This is a genomic window from Blastococcus sp. SYSU D00820, assembly GCF_054050695.1.
Window position 1 is genome coordinate 30392 of record NZ_JBJGZW010000012.1, and the last position, 15938, is coordinate 46329.

A 15938-nucleotide genomic window follows, 5' to 3' on the forward strand; every position below is an offset into this window, starting at 1 on the left:
GCGTCCCACGCGGCGGTCACGGGGTCTCCCCGCTCGGGAGGGACCGGGCGCGCACCCGGTTGCGACCGCCGCGCTTGGCGGAGAACAGGTGCAGGTCGGCGGTGTCGAACAGCGAGCGCCAGGCGGTGGGGCCGGTGTCGTCGTCCGCGCGCGCCGGGGCGGTGGCCACGCCGATGCTGACCGTGATCGGCATCGGCAGGTCGCCCCAGTCGGCCTCCGCGACGGCGGCGCGCAGCCGCTCCATGGCCACCAGCGCCTGGCTCTCGGTCGCCGTCGGCAGGACGACGACGAACTCGTCGCCGGCCCAGCGGTACACCTCGTCGCCGGTGCGGCAGTGCTCGCGCAGCAGGTCGGCGACCCGGCGCAGCACCTCGTCGCCGTGCGAGTGGGAGGTGTCGTCGTTGACCTCCTTGAACCGGTCGACGTCGACCACCGCCAGCGACACCGGCTCCTCGCCCAGCCGGATGCTGCCCAGCCGGCGCTCGGCGCTGCGCCGGTTGCCGAGCCCGGTGAGGGGGTCCTCCAGGGCATAGGTGCGCAGCACGGCGGCCTGCCGCTCGGCCTCGCGCAGCCGGCTGCGGCGGACGAACATCTCCGCCCACAGCTCCCGGCCGCGGGCGTGCGCCCGGCCGGTGTCGGCGCGGTAGGCGTCCAGCCAGTGCAGCGCCTCGGCCGGCCGGCCGGCGGCCGCGGTGCTCTGGCCGAGCTCCAGCAGGCACTGCCGGTAGCGGCGGCGGTCGCCGCTGGCGGCGAACGCGCCGGCGGCGTCGACCAGCAGGTCGGTGGCCTCGTCGCCGTGCCCGCCGCCGCTGCGCTCGCGGGCCAGGCGGGTGAGCAGCCGGGCCAGCACCAGGTCGGCGTAGCCGCGCAGCCAGGTGCCGCCGTCGCGGTGCACGCGGCGGTGCGCCCGCCGCATGGGGCCCAGCGCCTCGGCCACCTCGCCGGCGCAGGCCATGGCCCAGGACTGGACGACGTCGAGCAGGTCCTGGTCGGCCGGGTCGGGCTCCCAGCCCAGCGCGCGGGCCTCGGTGGCGCAGCGCAGCGCCACCTCGGCCAGGGCACGCGAGCGCTCCTCGAGGCCGCGGCGGCAGACCGTCTGGGCCAGCTCGACGTGCTGCTGGGCGGCCAGCCGGAGCAGCTGCCACTGGTCGGGGAGGTGCGGCAGCGCGGCGGCGACGCGGTGCCCCTGCAACGCCTGCGCGGCGGCGAGCTCCTCGAGGTCGAGGGCGGCCAGGGTGAGCGACAGCCACAGGTGGGCCTGGTGCAGCGGGCGGCACGGCTCGCCGGCGGCCGGGCCCTCGGCCAGCAGGCTGGCGTCGACGGCGAGCAGCATCGCGGCGTCGACGTGGTCGGCGGTGACCTCGACGTGGGCGAGGTGGGCGAGGGTGAGGGCGGTCATCGCCGAGGGCGGGCACTCCCGCAGGGCCTCGCGCGCCGCGGCCACGGCGTCGGCGGCGGCTCCGGGCTCGGTGTCGACCAGCGCGCGGCGGGCGTCGAGCGCGTGCCGCCAGGCGATCCACTGCGGCTCGGTGCTGGCCGCCAGCGCGCCGGCGGCGGCGTCGTGCTCGACGACGAACGCGGTGGGGTCCTCCCGGTCGCTGGCCGCGAGCAGACGCCAGAGCGCAGCGTCGAGATCACCCTGAGTCACACGGGTGGCGCCGGGGGTCACGCGTCCCTCCACTCGGCTGTCTTCCCCGGCCGTCCTGGCCGGGCGTGGGGCGACTCCCCCGGGACAGCCGCCGCTCCGACGGGCCGTCCCAGCCGCACTACCCTCGTCCGGTGCCCGGAATGCCTCAGCCCACGACACCGACGCGGTTCGCCTACCTGGGGCCCGAGGGTACCTTCGCCGAGGCCGCCCTCCGCGGGGCCGTCCCACTGGAGGGCGCGGTCGCGCAGCCGGAGCCGACCGTGGCGGCCGTCCTCGCCGCCGTCCGCGCCGGGAACGCCGACGCCGGGCTGGTGCCGTTCGAGAACTCGATCGAGGGCTCGGTGCCTCCCACGATGGACGGGCTGGCCGATGGCGCGCCGCTGCTGATCACCCGCGAGGTGTTCCGGACCGTCGCCTTCACCCTGGCCGCCCGACCGGGCACCGCGCTGGCCGACGTCCGCACCGTGGCCAGCCACCCGCACGCCCTGGCGCAGACCGCCCGGTGGCTGGCCGACCGGCTGCCCGGTGTCCCGACGGTGCCGACCGGGTCGACCGCCGCCGCGGCGCGGGCGGTGGCCGAGGGGGAGTACGACGCCGCGGTGTGCGCCTCGATCGCCGCGCAGCGCTACGGCCTGGCCGCGCTGGCCGACGACGTCGCCGACCACGAGGGCGCGGTGACCCGGTTCGTGCTGGTCACCCCGCCCGGGCCGCTGCCCGCGCCGACCGGCAACGACAAGACCTCGCTGGTGGTGGTGGTCGGCGACCGCACCGGCGCGCTGCTCTCGCTGCTCGGCGAGTTCGCCGTGCGCGGCATCAGCCTGACCCGCATCGAGTCGCGGCCCACCCGGGAGCGGCTGGGGGCCTACTCCTTCTCCCTGGACTGCGAGGGGCACGTCGCCGACGCCCGGGTGGGGGAGGCGCTGGCCGCGCTGCACCGGGTCTGCGACGACGTCCGCTTCCTCGGGTCCTATCCGCGGGCCGACGGGCGGCAGAACCGGCCGGTGCCCGAGGAGGCGGCGGACGCCGCGTTCACCGAGGCCGGCGGCTGGCTGGACCGGGTCCGCGGCGGGCACCCCGCCTAGCCCTGGCGGGACCCGACCGGCTCGGCCCGGCGCTCGTCGCCGGGCTCGGTCGCACCCCGCGCGAGCCGGCCCGGCCACCACGAGCGGTCGCCGATCAGCCGGACGGCGGCCGGCACCATCAGCGTGCGGACGACGAAGGTGTCCAGCAGCACGCCGAAGCCGACCAGGAAGCCCAGCTGGGTGAGGATCACCAGCGGCAGCACGGTCAGCGCGCCGAAGGTCGCGGCCAGCACGAGCCCCGCGCTGGTGATGACCCCGCCGGTGACCGCGAGGGCGCGCAGCACCCCCGAGCGGGTGCCGTGCCGCGCGGACTCCTCGCGGGCCCGGGTCATGAGGAAGATGTTGTAGTCGATCCCCAGGGCGACGAGGAACACGAAGCCGATCAGCAGCACCTGCGGATCGCTGCCCGGGAACCCGAAGAGGTGCTCGAACACCAGGCCGCTGACCCCGACGGTGGCGAGCACGCTCAGCGCGACGGTGGCGATCAGCACCAGCGGGGCGACCAGCGCCCGCAGCAGCAGGGCCAGCACGACGGTGATCACCAGCAGCACCAGCGGCACGATGACCTGGAGGTCGCGGGTGGCGGTGTCCTGGGTGTCGAGGTCCTGCGCGGTGGAACCGCCGACCAGCGCGTCCGGGTCGACGTCGCGCACCGCCGTCCGCAGGTCGGCGACGTCCTGCTGGGCCGCGGCGCTGTCGGGGGCGTCGTCCAGGGTGGCGTCGAGACGGACCAGTCCGTCCACCTCGACCGGCTGGGCCTGCGGGTCGGGCGGGCCGGCCGGCGTGCCGGTGTAGGGCGCGACCGACGCCACGCCGTCCACCTGCCCGGCGGCCTCGGCGACCTCCTGCCAGCCGTCGGCGGGCGTGATGATCACGGCGGGGCTGCCGCCGCCGGCGTCGAAGTGCCGCTCCAGGGCCTCCTGGCCGCTGGCCGACGGGGAGCCGCCGCGCACCGATTCCGACAGTGCGATGCCCTCGGCGTCGAAGCTCGGTACGAACGCGGCGAGCACGACGAGCAGGGCGGCACTGCCGAGCAGTGCCCGGCCGGGGCGGCGGCCGACGACGCCGGCGATCCGCTCCCAGCCCCTGCCGTGCGGGTGCTCGCTGCCGTACCGCGGCCGGAACGGCCAGAAGGCGGCGCGCCCCAGGAGCACGAGGACGGCGGGCAGGAAGGTCAGGGCGGCGACGACCGCCAGCGCGATGCCGACCGCGGAGATCGGGCCGAGGCCGCGGTTGCTGCCGAGGTCGGAGAAGAGCAGGCACAGGACGCCGAGGACGACGGTCGCGCCGCTGGCCACGATCGGCTCCCACGACTGGGCGAGCGCGACCCGCATGGCGGCGGCCGGCGACTGCTCGCGCCGCAGCTCCTCGCGGTAGCGGGCGACGAGCAGCAGCCCGTAGTCGGTGGCGGCGCCGACGACGAGGATCGAGGCGATGCCCTGGCTCTGCCCGTTGACCTCGATCCAGCCCCGGCCGGCCAGCAGGTAGGCCACGGCGAGGGCGGCGACCAGCGCGAGGCCGGCGGTGCCGATGACGACGAGTGGCAGCAGCGGGCTGCGGTAGACGACCAGCAGGATCACGAGGACGACGCCGAAGGCGGCGAGCAGCAGCAGGCCGTCGATGCCGGAGAAGCCGTTGGCGAAGTCGGCGAACAGGCCGCCGGGGCCGGTGACGTAGGCCTGGGTGCCCTCGACCTCGGGCAACGCGCGCAGCTCGTCGACGACGTCCTGGAGGGCGTCGCCGAGGTCGGGGCTGAACGGCAGGACGGCCTGGACCGCGGCGCCGTCCTCGCTGGTGATCGCTGGCGAGGCGTCGCCGTTGAGCGCGCCGGCCTCGTCGGCGGCGGCGACGGCGTCGTCGACGCGGGTGCCGATCTCGGTGACGGTGGCCTGGTCGAGGGCGTCGTCCTCGCTCTCCCAGAGCAGGATCACCGGGAGCGAGCGCTCGGTGTCGAACCCGCGCTGGAGCTCGCTGACCCGGGTGGACTCCGCGCTGTCGGGCAGGAAGGCCGCGCTGTCGTTGGTCTGGACGTCGCCGAGCCTGCCGCTGAACGAGCCGAGGGGCGCGGACAGGGCCAGCCAGGCGAGGACGACGAGCGCCGGGAGGAGCCAGCGCCACACGGAGGTCCTGCGCGACATCAGCGGTTCCCTCGATCGGCGAAAATCTCGACGATCGAGACGTTAGGACGGTGTCAGACTCCTGGCAAACGGGGAGGGGTGGGTCGTGACGGACGCTGCTGAGGCGCGGCGGGAGATCGCGCTCGCGCTGCGCCGGCTCACCGTGGAGCTGGACGCGGTCGGCCAGCGGTTCGCGGAGGCGCACCAGCTCAACCGCACCGACGTGCGGGCGCTGGTGGCGATCATGGACGCCGCCCGGCGAGGTGAGGCGCTGACCGCTGGGGCGCTCGGTGCGGCCGTGGAGCTGCGCTCGGCGTCGGTCACCGCGCTGCTGGACCGGCTGGAGCGGGTCGGGCACGTGCAGCGGGTGCGGGATCCGCATGACCGGCGGCGGGTGTCGCTGGCGATGTCGGACGCCGCGCGCGAGGCCGGCTCGGCGCACTTCGGCGGGCTCGCGCGCGACATGGTCGCAGCCATGGAGGGCTACAGCGACGAGGAGATCGCGCTGGTCCAGCGGTTCCTCGACGACATGATCGACGTCGCCGCGCGGCACGCGCGGGAGGAGGGCTGACCTCCCGGAGTCAGAGGTAGAGGCCGGTGTTGGAGTCCTCGACCCGCTGTGCGGCCACGGCGTGCACGTCGCGCTCCCGGAGGATGACCAGTTCCTCGCCGTGCACCTCGACCTCGTGCTGGTCCTCGGGGGAGAAGAGCACCTGGTCGCCGACCTTGACGTGGCGGACGCTGCCGCCGATGCCGCGGGCCTCGCCCCACACCAGGCGCTTGGCCACCTGCGCGGTCGCGGGGATCAGGATGCCGCCGGTCGAACGCCGCTCGCCGTCCTCGCGTCGCAGGGACACAAGCACGCGGTCGTGCAGCATCTTGATCGGCAGTCCGCCGGCCCGTTCCTCGGCCACGTGATCACGGTACGCGGGCGGGTCGCGGGGCCCTCCGACGGGCGGTGACGTCGCCGCTGCCGGGCCCATCCGTGGACGGCCAGCGCTGCGCTCACCCTCGCTCGCGAGCACGCCTGTTCGCCACCTCGAGCGGCGACCTGTGGCGGTGTCGGACCCCGGCGAAGCAGCGGCAGGTCGTCACTCGACGTGCACCTCACCGCCCAGCTTGCCGAACTCATCGCCGCCGCGGCCGGCCCTCAGCCCCAGCCCAGCTCGTGCAGCCGCTCCTCGCTGATCCCGAAGTGGTGCGCGATCTCGTGGACGACGGTGACCATGACCTCCTCGACCACGTCGTCCTCGGTCTCGCAGATGTCGCAGATCGCCAGGCGGTAGATCATGATCCGGTCCGGCAGCGAGCCGCCGTAGTCCCAGCCGCGTTCGGTGAGCGCGAACCCCTCGTAGAGCCCCAGCAGCTCGGGCTCCTCGGCGTTGCGGTCCTCGACCAGGACGACGACGTTGTCCAGCAGCGCCATGAGCTCGGCCGGCACCTCGTCGAGGGCGTCGGCGACGAGCTCCTCGAACTGCTGGGGCGGGAGCGCCTTCACCAGCTGGTCGGCAGCGGCCGGCCCTCCTCGTAACCGGCCGCGCTCTGCACCCCCAGGACGGCGCGCTCGTGCAGCTGGTCGACGGTGCGGGCCCCGGCGTAGGTGCAGGCCGACCGCACGCCCGCGACGATGCCGTCGACGAGGTCCTCCACGCCCGGGCGCTCCGGGTCGAGGTACATCCGCGAGGAGCTGATGCCCTCCTCGAACAGCCCGGCACGCGCCCGCTCGAACGCCCCCTGGGACGACGTCCGGGCCTTGACCGCCCGCGCCGAGGCCATGCCGAACGACTCCTTGTAGAGCCGGCTGCCGTCGTTCTGCATGTCCCCGGCGCTCTCGTACGTGCCCGCGAACCACGACCCGACCATCACGTTGGCCGCGCCGGCGGCCAGGGCGAGGGCTATGTCCCGCGGGTGCCGCACGCCACCGTCGGCCCAGATGTGCTTGCCCAGCGCCCGGGCGGCGGCGGCGCACTCCTCGACCGCGGAGAACTGCGGCCGGCCGACGCCGGTCATCATCCGGGTGGTGCACATGGCGCCCGGTCCGACGCCGACCTTGACGACGTCGGCCCCGGCCTCGATGAGGTCCTTGGTGCCGTCGGCGGTGACGACGTTGCCGGCCACCACCGGCGTGGCACCGGCCACCGAGCGCACCGTCCGCACCGCCTCCACGGCCTTCTCCTGGTGGCCGTGCGCGGTGTCGACGACGAGCACGTCGACACCGTGCGAGAGCAGCGCCTCGGCCTTGCCGCGCACGTCGCCGTTGATGCCGACCGCCGCGCTGGTGAGCAGCTGGCCGTTCGCGTTGACCGCGGGCTGGTAGAGCGCCGACCGCAGCGCGCCCTTGCGGGTGATCACGCCGACCAGGCGGTCGCCCTCCACCACGGGGGCGGCGTTGACCCGCGCCTCGGAGAGCACGTCGAAGATCTTGGGCAGGTCGGTGCCGGCCGGGATGGTCAGCGGGTCCCGCGACATGACCTGGGCGAGTTGGGTGAACCGGTCCACGCCCTGGCAGGCGCCGTCGGTGACCACGCCGACCGGCACGCCGTCCTCGACCACCACGACGATGCCGTGCGCGCGCTTGGTGAGCAGCGACAGCGCCTCGGCGACCGTCGAGGTCGGGCCGAGGGTGATCGCGGTGTCGTAGACCGGGTGCCGGCCGCGCACCCAGGTGAGCACCTCGCCGACGACGTCGACCGGGATGTCCTGCGGCAACACCGCCAGGCCGCCGCGGCGGGCGATGGTCTCGGCCATCCGGCGACCGGAGATCGCCGTCATGTTGGCGACGACGACCGGGATCGTCGTGCCCACCCGGTCGGGGGTGGTGAGGTCCACCTCGAGGCGCGACCCCACCGTCGAGTGGTTGGGCACCATGAACACGTCGGCGTAGGTGAGGTCGTACGCCGGCCGGCTGCCGTCGAGGAAACGCATGCCCCCAGTGTCCCGCAGTCGGCGCATGCGCCGGGGCACAGCCTCACGTGCCCGCGGTCGGCGGGCCCTTCCCGCGCGGCTCCGTACGATCGACGGGTGATCGACCTGCGACTGGTGCGCGAGCACCCCGACGTCGTCCGTGCCAGCCAGCGCGCCCGGGGGGCCGACGAGTCCGCCGTCGACGCCCTCCTGGCCGCCGACGCCGCCCGCCGCGAGGCGGTGAAGCGGGCCGACGACCTGCGCGCCGAGCAGAAGAGCGCCTCGCAGGCGGTGAAGAAGGCCTCCGCCGAGGAGCGTCCCGCCGTGCTGGAGCGGGCGCGCGCCCTGGCCGCCGAGGTCAAGGAGGCCGAGGAGGCCCAGCGGGCGGCCGACGCCGCGCTGCGCGAGGCGCACCTGCGGATCGCGAACGTCGTCCACGACGACGTCCCGCCCGGCGGCGAGGACGACGCGGTGACCCTGCGCACCGTCGGCGAGGTGCCGGAGTACGACTTCCCGGTCCGCGACCACCTCGAGATCGGCGAGGCGCTCGGCGCGATCGACATGGAACGCGGCGCCAAGGTCTCCGGCGCGCGCTTCTACTTCCTCACCGGCCCCGGCGCGCTCCTGGAGTTCGCGCTGGCCCAGCTGGCCATCACCCGCGCGGTCGCCGCCGGCTTCACGCCGGTGATCGCCCCGGCGCTGGTGCGCCCCGAGGCGATGGAGGGCACCGGCTTCCTCGGCGAGCACGACGAGGAGGTGTACCGGGTCGAGCGCGACGACCTGTACCTCGTCGGCACCTCCGAGGTGGCGCTGGCCGGCATGCACTCCAGCGAGGTGCTCGACCTCGCGGCCGGCCCGCGCCGGTACGCCGGCTGGTCGTCCTGCTTCCGCCGCGAGGCCGGCTCCTACGGCAAGGACACCCGCGGCATCATCCGCGTGCACTGGTTCGACAAGGTCGAGATGTTCAGCTTCTGCCGGCCTGAGGAGGCCGCCGAGGAGCACCGCCGGCTGCTGGCCTGGGAGGAGGAGTTCCTCCAGGCCCTCGAGCTGCCCTACCGGGTGGTCGACATCGCCGCCGGCGACCTGGGCACCAGCGCCGCCCGCAAGTACGACATCGAGGCGTGGTTCCCCAGCCAGGGCACCTACCGCGAGCTGACCAGCACGTCGGACTGCACCACGTTCCAGGCCCGCCGGCTGGCGATCCGCTACCGCGACGCCGACGGCAAGCCGCAGGTCGCGGCTACCCTCAACGGCACGCTCTGCGCGATCGCCCGCACGATCGCCTGCCTGCTGGAGGTGCACCAGCGCGCCGACGGCTCGGTGCACGTGCCGGCCGCGCTGCGCCCCTGGCTGGGTGGGCACGAGGTGCTCACCCCCGGCATGTCGCTGGCCGCGCCGGTGCCGGTGCCCACCCCGTGACCGGGGAGGCCCCCGGCGTCCTCCGGCCGCACGGGGTGCTGCCCGGCGCCGAGGAGGTGGTCGACCTGGGCGACCTCGGCACCTGGCGCCCGCGGCTGGTCGCCACCGATCTCGACGGCACGCTCCTGGACGCCGACGGCGAGGTCTCCCCGCGCACCCGTGCCGCGCTGGAGGCCTGCTGGGCCGCCGGCATCCCGGTGGTCGGCGTGACCGGGCGCGGCCCCCGGCTGCTCGACAGCGTGCGCGCCGCGCTGGCCGGGCGGGGGATCGCGGTGCTCGCGCAGGGCGGCTACGTCGTCGACCTCGAGCGCGACGAGGTGCTGCGCGCCGTCGGCCTGCCCCGCGACCAGGCCACCCGGGTCATCGAGCGGATCGAGGAGGTCGCGGGCGAGCTGATCGTCGCCGTGGAGGACGCCGCCGAGCAGGCCGAGGCCCGCGGGCCGCTGCGGGTGCAGCACGGCTTCGAGTGGCCCTATCCCGAGCCCGCCCACCTGCTGCCGCGGCACCAGGTGCTGCCCGCCGGCGCGGTGCTCAAGGTCTTCCTGCGTTCCTCGTCGCTGGGGCAGGACGAGCTGCTGGCCCGCGCCCGCCGCGTCGTGGACCCGGCCGAGGCCGAGGTGACGCACGCCGGCCTGGGCTTCATCGAGGTGCTCCCGCCCGGCGTCACCAAGGCCACCGGCCTGGCCGTGGCGCTGGCGCACCACGGCGTCGACATGGGCGAGGTGCTCGTCTTCGGCGACATGCCCAACGACCTGCCCATGATCACCGCGGTCACCGAGGCCGGCGGCCGCTCGGTCGCCGTCGCCAACGCCCATCCCGCCGTCCGGGCCGCCGCCTCCGGCCGCACCAGCGGCCACGCGGCGGACGGCGTCGCGCGCTACCTCGAGGCGGTGCTGGCCGGTGGGTGACTGGCGGCCGCGGCTGATCGCCAGCGACATGGACGGCACGCTGCTGCGCTCCGACGACACGGTCAGCGCGGCCACCGTCGACGAGCTGGAGCGCTGGCGGGCCGACGGCGTCCCGGTCGTGCTGGCCACCGGCCGGCCGCCGCGCTGGATGCACCGGATCCGGCAGGTGCTGCGGCACGGCACCGCGGTCTGCTGCAACGGCGCGGTGCTGCTCGACCTGGAGAGCTTCGAGATCCTCGACGAGGAGGCCCTCGCGCCCGAGGTGCTCCAGGACCTCACCGGCCGGCTGCGGGAGCACCAGCCCGGTACCTGGTTCGCCGTCGAGTACGGCTTCGAGTTCCGGCACGAGCCGGTGTACCAGCCCCGCTGGGACATCGACGCGCCCGGCGTCGCCGAGGCGACGCTCGAGGAGATGGTCGCCGCGCCGGTGGCCAAGCTGCTCGCCCGGCACGAGAGCCTGCCGCGCGACGAGTTCGTCGCCCTGGTGGAGGACGTCGTCGGCGGCCGGGCCACGGTCACCTGCTCCTCGGCCTCGGCGCTGGCCGAGATCTCCGCGCCCGGCGTCACCAAGGCCAGCGGGCTGGCCCGCGTCGCCGCCCGGCACGGCGTCGGGCCCGAGGACGTCGTCGTCTTCGGCGACATGCCCAACGACATCGCCGCCTTCGACTGGGTGCGCGAGGCCGGCGGCCGCGCGGTGGCGATGGCGCACGCGCACCCCGACCTGCTCGCCGCGGCGACCGACGTCACCGGTGGCAACGACGACGACGGGGTGGCCGCCTTCCTCGCCGCGCTCTGAGCCGCGTCCGGCTCAAGATCGGGTCCGGCCCGTCCGAAGAGTGGATCGACCACAGCGATCCGATCCACGGAGGACGGCGGACATGGATGTTCGGCAGCACGGAGCAGTCGAGACCGGTGGGCCGGTCGACCCCGGCGGCCGCGACCCGGGGACCGGGCTCGGTCTGCGGCCCCGGCTGTTCGGCGCCATCTGCGTCGTCGCGGTCACCACGCTGGGTGTGGGCGGGTTCGGCATCGCCCGCATGTCCACGCTGAACGACAAGGCCGAGCAGGTCTACAGCCAGGGCGCCGAGCCGCTGGACGCCCTGCGCGCGCTGCAGGTGGACTGGTGGCAGCTGTCGGCGTACAACGCCCGCGCGGCCATCCCGACCCTCCCGCCGGCCACGATCGCCGAGGCGCAGCAGAGCGTGGCGGCCACCGCGGAGAAGCTCGCCGAGGACACCGCCGCGGTGGCCGAGCTGGACCTGGCGCCCGAGGCGGCCGCTGCCTTCGCCGACTTCCAGGCCGCCGTCGAGGCGTACCTGACCGCGCTGGAGCAGCTGAAGGCCGTGGCGCTCACGGCTCCGCCGGCGGTCGTCGGCCCGCTGCTGCAGACCATGGACACGAACGAGGTGCTGATCGAGGAGGCGCTGACGACCGCGACCGAGTCGGCCGCGGCACACGCCGTCGCCACCACCCAGGAGGCGCAGGACGCCTACACGTCCGCCCGGACCTGGACCGTCGCGATCATCGTGCTGGGCCTGGCGCTCGGCCTGGGGCTGGCCACCGCGGTCGCCCGTGGCGTCATGCGGCCGGTGGCGCGGATCCGCGAGGTGCTGGCGCAGGTGGCCGGTGGTGACCTGCGGGTGCGTGCCGGCGAGACCGGCGGCGGCGAGCTGGGCGAGGTCGCCCGCTCCCTCGACCACACCCTGGACTCCCTCGGGTCGGTGCTGCACCTGGTCGGCGACTCCGCGCACCGCCTGGCCGACGCCTCGGAGAAGCTGAACGGCGCCGCGGAGGGCATCGCGCAGAACGCCCGCACCGCCGCCGGCCAGGCCGACGTGGTCGTCTCCTCGGCCGGTGAGGTGGCCGCGAGCGTGGACACGGTGGCGACGGGTTCGGCGCAGATGGAGACGGCCATCCGCGAGATCGCGCAGAACGCGACGGCTGCGGCGCGGGTGGCCGGTCAGGCGGTCTCGGTCGCGGAGAACACCACCCGCACGGTCGGGAAGCTGGGCGACTCCTCGGAGGAGATAGCCACGGTGGTGAAGCTGATCAACGGGATCGCCGAGCAGACGAACCTGCTGGCGCTGAACGCCACGATCGAGGCGGCCCGGGCCGGTGAGGCGGGCAAGGGGTTCGCGGTGGTGGCCAGCGAGGTCAAGGAGCTGGCGCAGGAGACCGCCCGCGCCACCGAGGACATCTCGCGGCGGGTGGAGGCGATCCAGGCCGACACCGCCGGTGCGGTGGAGGCGATCGGCCGGATCAGTGCGGTGATCGGGGAGATCAACGACTTCCAGGCCACGATCGCCGCGGCGGTGGAGGAGCAGACCGCCACGACCAACGAGATGAACCGGAACGTGGCCGAGGCCGCGGGTGGGTCGCGGGACATCGCCTCGGCGATCAGCGGTCTGGCGGCGGGCACGCAGGAGACCAACTCGCGGGTGGAGGACGCCCAGCGGGCGGCGGCGGAGCTGGCCCGGATGAGCGGCGAGCTGCAGGAGGCGGTCAGCCGGTTCACCGTCTGACCCCGCACACGCACGACGGCGGGTGGCCCCGGGATCCGGGGCCACCCGCCGTCGTCGTCCTGCGGCCGGTCAGGTGAGCATGTTGTAGGCGATCACCATGTTGATGATCGCCATCACGACGGCGGCGATGCCCAGCACCAGCCCGGCCGTCGCCTGGCCGGTGGCGTTGCCGTTGCGGCGGGCCACCGCACCGAGCGCGATGGCGATCACGCCGAGCGCCAGGCCGATGATCGCGAAGAGCCAGGCGAACACGGCACCGACGATGCCGGTCACGAGTGCCGCGACGGCGAGCCCGTTGGTGCCGGTCCGGGTGGCCGGGGCGGTCGAGTGCTCTGTGGTCACTGTTCCTCCAGGGGTCAGCACCGGTACTCCGGTGTCCGGGCCTGGAGGTGACCGGGGGAACGCTCCGTACTCGGAACCGGGTCCGCGGTCACCCGATCGGGCGACCGCCGTAACCCGTCAGAGGTACTGGCCTCCGCCGGGGCGGAAGTCCGCCTGCGCCGGGCCGGCCTGGCCACCGGGCAGCGCGCGCCGGCGCATCTCCTCCAGCTGCGCGCGGGCGGCCATCTGCTGGGCGAACAGGGCCGTCTGGATGCCGTGGAACACGCCCTCCAGCCAGCCGACCAGCTGGGCCTGGGCGATCCGCAGCTCGGCGTCCGAGGGCGTCTCGCCCTCGGTGAACGGCAGCGTGATGCGGGCCAGCTCCTCCCGCAGCTCGGGGGCCAGGCCCTGCTCGAGCTCGCGGATCGACGAGGCGTGGATGTCCCGCAGCCGGTTGCGGCTGGCGTCGTCGAGAGGAGCGGCGCGCACCTCCTCCAGCAGCTGCTTGATCATCGTGCCGATCCGCATGACCTTGGCCGGCTGCTCGACCATGTCGCCGACGCCTCCCGCGCCGTCGCCGTCCGCCTCGCCCTGGGCGAGGGGCATCGCGCCGACCGGCCGTCCGTCCGGTCCGACGACGACGACCTGCTGGGGGCCTGCACTGCCGTTGCCGGGTGTGGTCATGCCCCCATCCTGCCCCCTCCCCGCCCGTGGGGCCGGGGGTGGCCAGGGCGCCGGTACCGGGCTCCGGCCCGCCCCAGGCGCAGCGTCTAGGGTCGCGCGCATGGGTCCGGGGGAGCGGAAGCTGGACGTCGCGCGCGTCCGCGGCCAGTTCCCCGGGCTGTCCGACGGGCTGGTGCACGCCGACGGGCCGGCCGGCACGCTGCTGCCGGAGAACGTGGTGCACGCGGTCACCCAGGCCATGCGGGTGCCGGTCGCCAACCGGGGTGGCGTCTTCCCGGCGTCGGCCCGCGCCGAGGCGCTGGTCGCCGGGGCCCGCGCCGCCGTCGCCGACCTCGTCGGCGGCACCTCGTCGGGCGTCGTCCTCGGGGCGAACGCGACCACGCTGACCTACCGGTTCGCCCGCGCGCTGGCCCGCACCTGGCGCCCCGGCGACGAGATCGTCGTCAGCCGGCTCGACCACGACGCCAACATCCGGCCCTGGGTGCAGGTGGCCGAGGAGGCCGGCGTGCTGGTCCGGTGGGCCGAGGTGGACATCGAGACCGGCGAGCTGCCCGACTGGCAGTACGACGAGCTGCTCACCCCGCGCACCCGGCTGGTCGCGGTCACCGCGGCCAGCAACGCCATCGGCACCCGCCCGGACGTCGCCTCGATCGCCGCCCGCGCGCACGGCGTCGGCGCGCTGGTCTACGTCGACGCCGTCCACGCCGCTCCGCACGGGCTCGTGGACATGCGCACGCTGGGCGCGGACTTCGTCGCCGTCTCGGCCTACAAGTGGTGCGGCCCGCACGTGGGCGCGGTGGTGGCCGACCCGGCGCTGCTCGAGGGTCTGTCGCCGGAGAAGCTCGTGCCCGCGGCGGACCGCGTGCCCGACCGGTTCGAGACGGGGACGCCGCCGTTCGAGCTGTTCGCCGGCGTCACCGCGGCGGTCGACCACCTCGCCGGCCTGTGCGGGGAGGCCTCGGGCAGCCGCCGGGAGCGGCTGCGCGCCTCGATGGCGGCGGTCGCCCACTACGAGGGCGAGCTGTTCGGCTGGCTGGACCAGGCGCTGCGGGCGATGCGGCACGTGCAGGTGCTGGGCTCGGCGGGGGACACCACCCCGACGCTGTCGTTCACCGTGCACGGCCTGCGGCCGCGGCAGGTGACGGCGGCGCTGGCCCGCCGCGGCATCTGCGCCTGGGACGGCGACTTCTACGCCCGCGAGCTGTTCGACGCGATCGGGGTGAACGAGTCCGGCGGCGCGGTGCGCCTCGGCCTGATGCACTACAACACCGCCGAGGAGGTCGGCTACCTCATCGACTCGGTGGCCGAGCTGCGCCCGCGCTGACCCGGCGGCTCAGCCGGCAGCCGGCCAGGCGGCGTGGTCGTAGGACTCCTTGACGAACGACAGGTGCGTCCAGCACGCCAGGGAGTGGACGCCGGGCAGCGCCCGGATCCGCTCCAGCACCTCCAGCAACCGCCCCTGGGTCTCGCCGATCGCGGTACCGACGACGTCGGAACGGCCGATGGCGCCGGCGAGGTACTGCACCTCGGGCATCTCGCGCAGCTCGGCCAGCCGGTCCTCGAGCGGGCTGGTCGACCGCAGGCCGAAACCGGAGAAGTGCGCCATGCCCAGCGAGCTGGGGTGGCTGCGCGCCCCGACGCTGACCACGCCGGCGTCCAGAAGGCGCAGGACCCGGCTGCGGGCGGCGCCGGTGGACAGCCCGACGGACTGGCCGAGGGAGGCGAACGACGCCCGGCCGTCGGCCTGGAGCAGCCCCAGAAGCTGCCGGTCGACGTCGTCGAGGGAGACCGCCGACAGTGGCCGGGCGGGGTGGTAGGCGTCCTTGACGATCTGGGTGTAGACGGCGGTGTCGACCGCCCGCACCCCCGGGAGGCAGCCGATCCGGTGCACCTGCGCGGCGAGGCTCGCCTGGTCGGCGCAGCGCAGCTCGACCGCCAGGTCGAACGGCCCGGTCACCACGCTGACGAACGGTGCCTCGGGCAGCTGCTCCAGCGCCGCGGCGACGGGCAGCACCGGGCCGTCGACGGTGATCCCGAGGTGGGCGTAGGCGTGCAGGCCGAACACCGACGGGTGGACGACGCCGGTCACCCGGACCGCTCCGCTCTCGGTCAGCCGCAGCAGACGCGTGCGGACCGCGGGGCGGGAGACGCCCAGCTGCAGCGCCAGGGCCTCGTAGGTGGCCCGCCCGTCGACCTGCAGCGCGCGCACCAGCGCGCGGTCGAGCGCGTCGAGTTCGCTGGGCGAAGGGACGTCGAGCGGGCGTCGGGGCCCGGCGGCCGGCGGCGACATGAGCGGACCCTACCGTGTTTCCCGCTCGTTACTTTCTGTTGTC

15 protein-coding genes are annotated in these 15938 nt (G+C 75.2%); 7 read left to right on the forward strand and 8 right to left on the reverse strand.

Features of this window, described 5'->3' with window-relative positions:
• Positions 1–16: 16 nt before the first annotated feature.
• Positions 17–1669, reverse strand: a complete 1653-nt coding sequence (locus ACI79R_RS13870; protein WP_456574219.1) for a diguanylate cyclase — start codon at positions 1667–1669, stop codon at positions 17–19.
• Positions 1670–1788: 119 nt separating this feature from the next.
• Here ACI79R_RS13870 and pheA point away from each other — a divergent pair, with 119 nt between their 5' ends.
• Positions 1789–2730 carry a prephenate dehydratase gene (gene pheA, locus ACI79R_RS13875; protein ID WP_456574319.1) on the forward strand — a complete coding sequence of 314 codons (942 nt, stop codon included), beginning with the start codon at positions 1789–1791 and terminating at the stop codon, positions 2728–2730.
• Here pheA and ACI79R_RS13880 read toward each other — a convergent pair.
• Entirely contained in the window at positions 2727–4868 is a 2142-nt protein-coding gene (locus tag ACI79R_RS13880; RefSeq protein WP_456574220.1) for an MMPL family transporter, read from the reverse strand. The genes pheA and ACI79R_RS13880 overlap by 4 nt on opposite strands.
• 85 nt (positions 4869–4953) lie before the next feature.
• Here ACI79R_RS13880 and ACI79R_RS13885 point away from each other — a divergent pair, with 85 nt between their 5' ends.
• Complete coding sequence (locus tag ACI79R_RS13885) at positions 4954–5418, forward strand: MarR family winged helix-turn-helix transcriptional regulator (protein ID WP_456574221.1); 465 nt, start codon at positions 4954–4956, stop codon at positions 5416–5418.
• 10 nt (positions 5419–5428) lie between these two features.
• Here ACI79R_RS13885 and ACI79R_RS13890 read toward each other — a convergent pair whose 3' ends face one another.
• From ACI79R_RS13890 to ACI79R_RS13900, 3 genes are all read right to left on the reverse strand, one after another.
• Complete coding sequence (locus ACI79R_RS13890; RefSeq protein ID WP_456574222.1) at positions 5429–5761, reverse strand: GroES family chaperonin; 333 nt, start codon at positions 5759–5761, stop codon at positions 5429–5431.
• A 236-nt stretch (positions 5762–5997) separates the two neighbouring features.
• Positions 5998–6345 carry a metallopeptidase family protein gene (locus tag ACI79R_RS13895; RefSeq protein WP_456574223.1) on the reverse strand — a complete coding sequence of 116 codons (348 nt, stop codon included), beginning with the start codon at positions 6343–6345 and terminating at the stop codon, positions 5998–6000.
• A complete protein-coding gene (locus tag ACI79R_RS13900) occupies positions 6342–7772 on the reverse strand; it encodes a GuaB1 family IMP dehydrogenase-related protein (protein WP_456574224.1) in 1431 nt (476 codons plus the stop codon). Before ACI79R_RS13900 ends, ACI79R_RS13895 begins: the two co-directional genes overlap by 4 nt.
• Positions 7773–7868: 96 nt before the next feature.
• Here ACI79R_RS13900 and serS point away from each other — a divergent pair, with 96 nt between their 5' ends.
• From serS to ACI79R_RS13920, 4 genes are all read left to right on the forward strand, one after another.
• Positions 7869–9170: a serine--tRNA ligase gene (gene serS / locus ACI79R_RS13905; RefSeq protein ID WP_456574225.1), complete on the forward strand. Its 1302-nt coding sequence runs from the start codon at positions 7869–7871 to the stop codon at positions 9168–9170.
• A complete protein-coding gene (locus ACI79R_RS13910; protein ID WP_456574226.1) occupies positions 9167–10078 on the forward strand; it encodes an HAD family hydrolase in 912 nt (303 codons plus the stop codon). The genes serS and ACI79R_RS13910 overlap by 4 nt, the downstream gene beginning before the upstream one ends.
• Positions 10071–10874, forward strand: coding sequence for a Cof-type HAD-IIB family hydrolase (locus tag ACI79R_RS13915; RefSeq protein WP_456574227.1), 804 nt, complete (start codon positions 10071–10073; stop codon positions 10872–10874). The genes ACI79R_RS13910 and ACI79R_RS13915 overlap by 8 nt, the downstream gene beginning before the upstream one ends.
• An 82-nt stretch (positions 10875–10956) precedes the next feature.
• A complete protein-coding gene (locus ACI79R_RS13920) occupies positions 10957–12600 on the forward strand; it encodes a methyl-accepting chemotaxis protein (protein ID WP_456574228.1) in 1644 nt (547 codons plus the stop codon).
• Between the two features lie 69 nt (positions 12601–12669).
• Here ACI79R_RS13920 and ACI79R_RS13925 read toward each other — a convergent pair whose 3' ends face one another.
• A complete protein-coding gene (locus ACI79R_RS13925; protein ID WP_456574229.1) occupies positions 12670–12942 on the reverse strand; it encodes a DUF4190 domain-containing protein in 273 nt (90 codons plus the stop codon).
• Between the two features lie 117 nt (positions 12943–13059).
• Positions 13060–13605 (reverse strand): bacterial proteasome activator family protein, encoded by a 546-nt coding sequence (locus tag ACI79R_RS13930; protein WP_456574230.1) that lies wholly within the window; start codon positions 13603–13605, stop codon positions 13060–13062.
• A gap of 100 nt (positions 13606–13705) precedes the next feature.
• Here ACI79R_RS13930 and ACI79R_RS13935 point away from each other — a divergent pair, with 100 nt between their 5' ends.
• Positions 13706–14929, forward strand: a complete 1224-nt coding sequence (locus tag ACI79R_RS13935) for a cysteine desulfurase-like protein (RefSeq protein ID WP_456574231.1) — start codon at positions 13706–13708, stop codon at positions 14927–14929.
• Between the two features lie 9 nt (positions 14930–14938).
• On the opposite strand, the gene ACI79R_RS13940 is transcribed toward ACI79R_RS13935, so the two are convergent.
• Positions 14939–15895 (reverse strand): Lrp/AsnC family transcriptional regulator, encoded by a 957-nt coding sequence (locus ACI79R_RS13940; RefSeq protein ID WP_456574232.1) that lies wholly within the window; start codon positions 15893–15895, stop codon positions 14939–14941.
• Positions 15896–15938 lie beyond the last annotated feature (43 nt).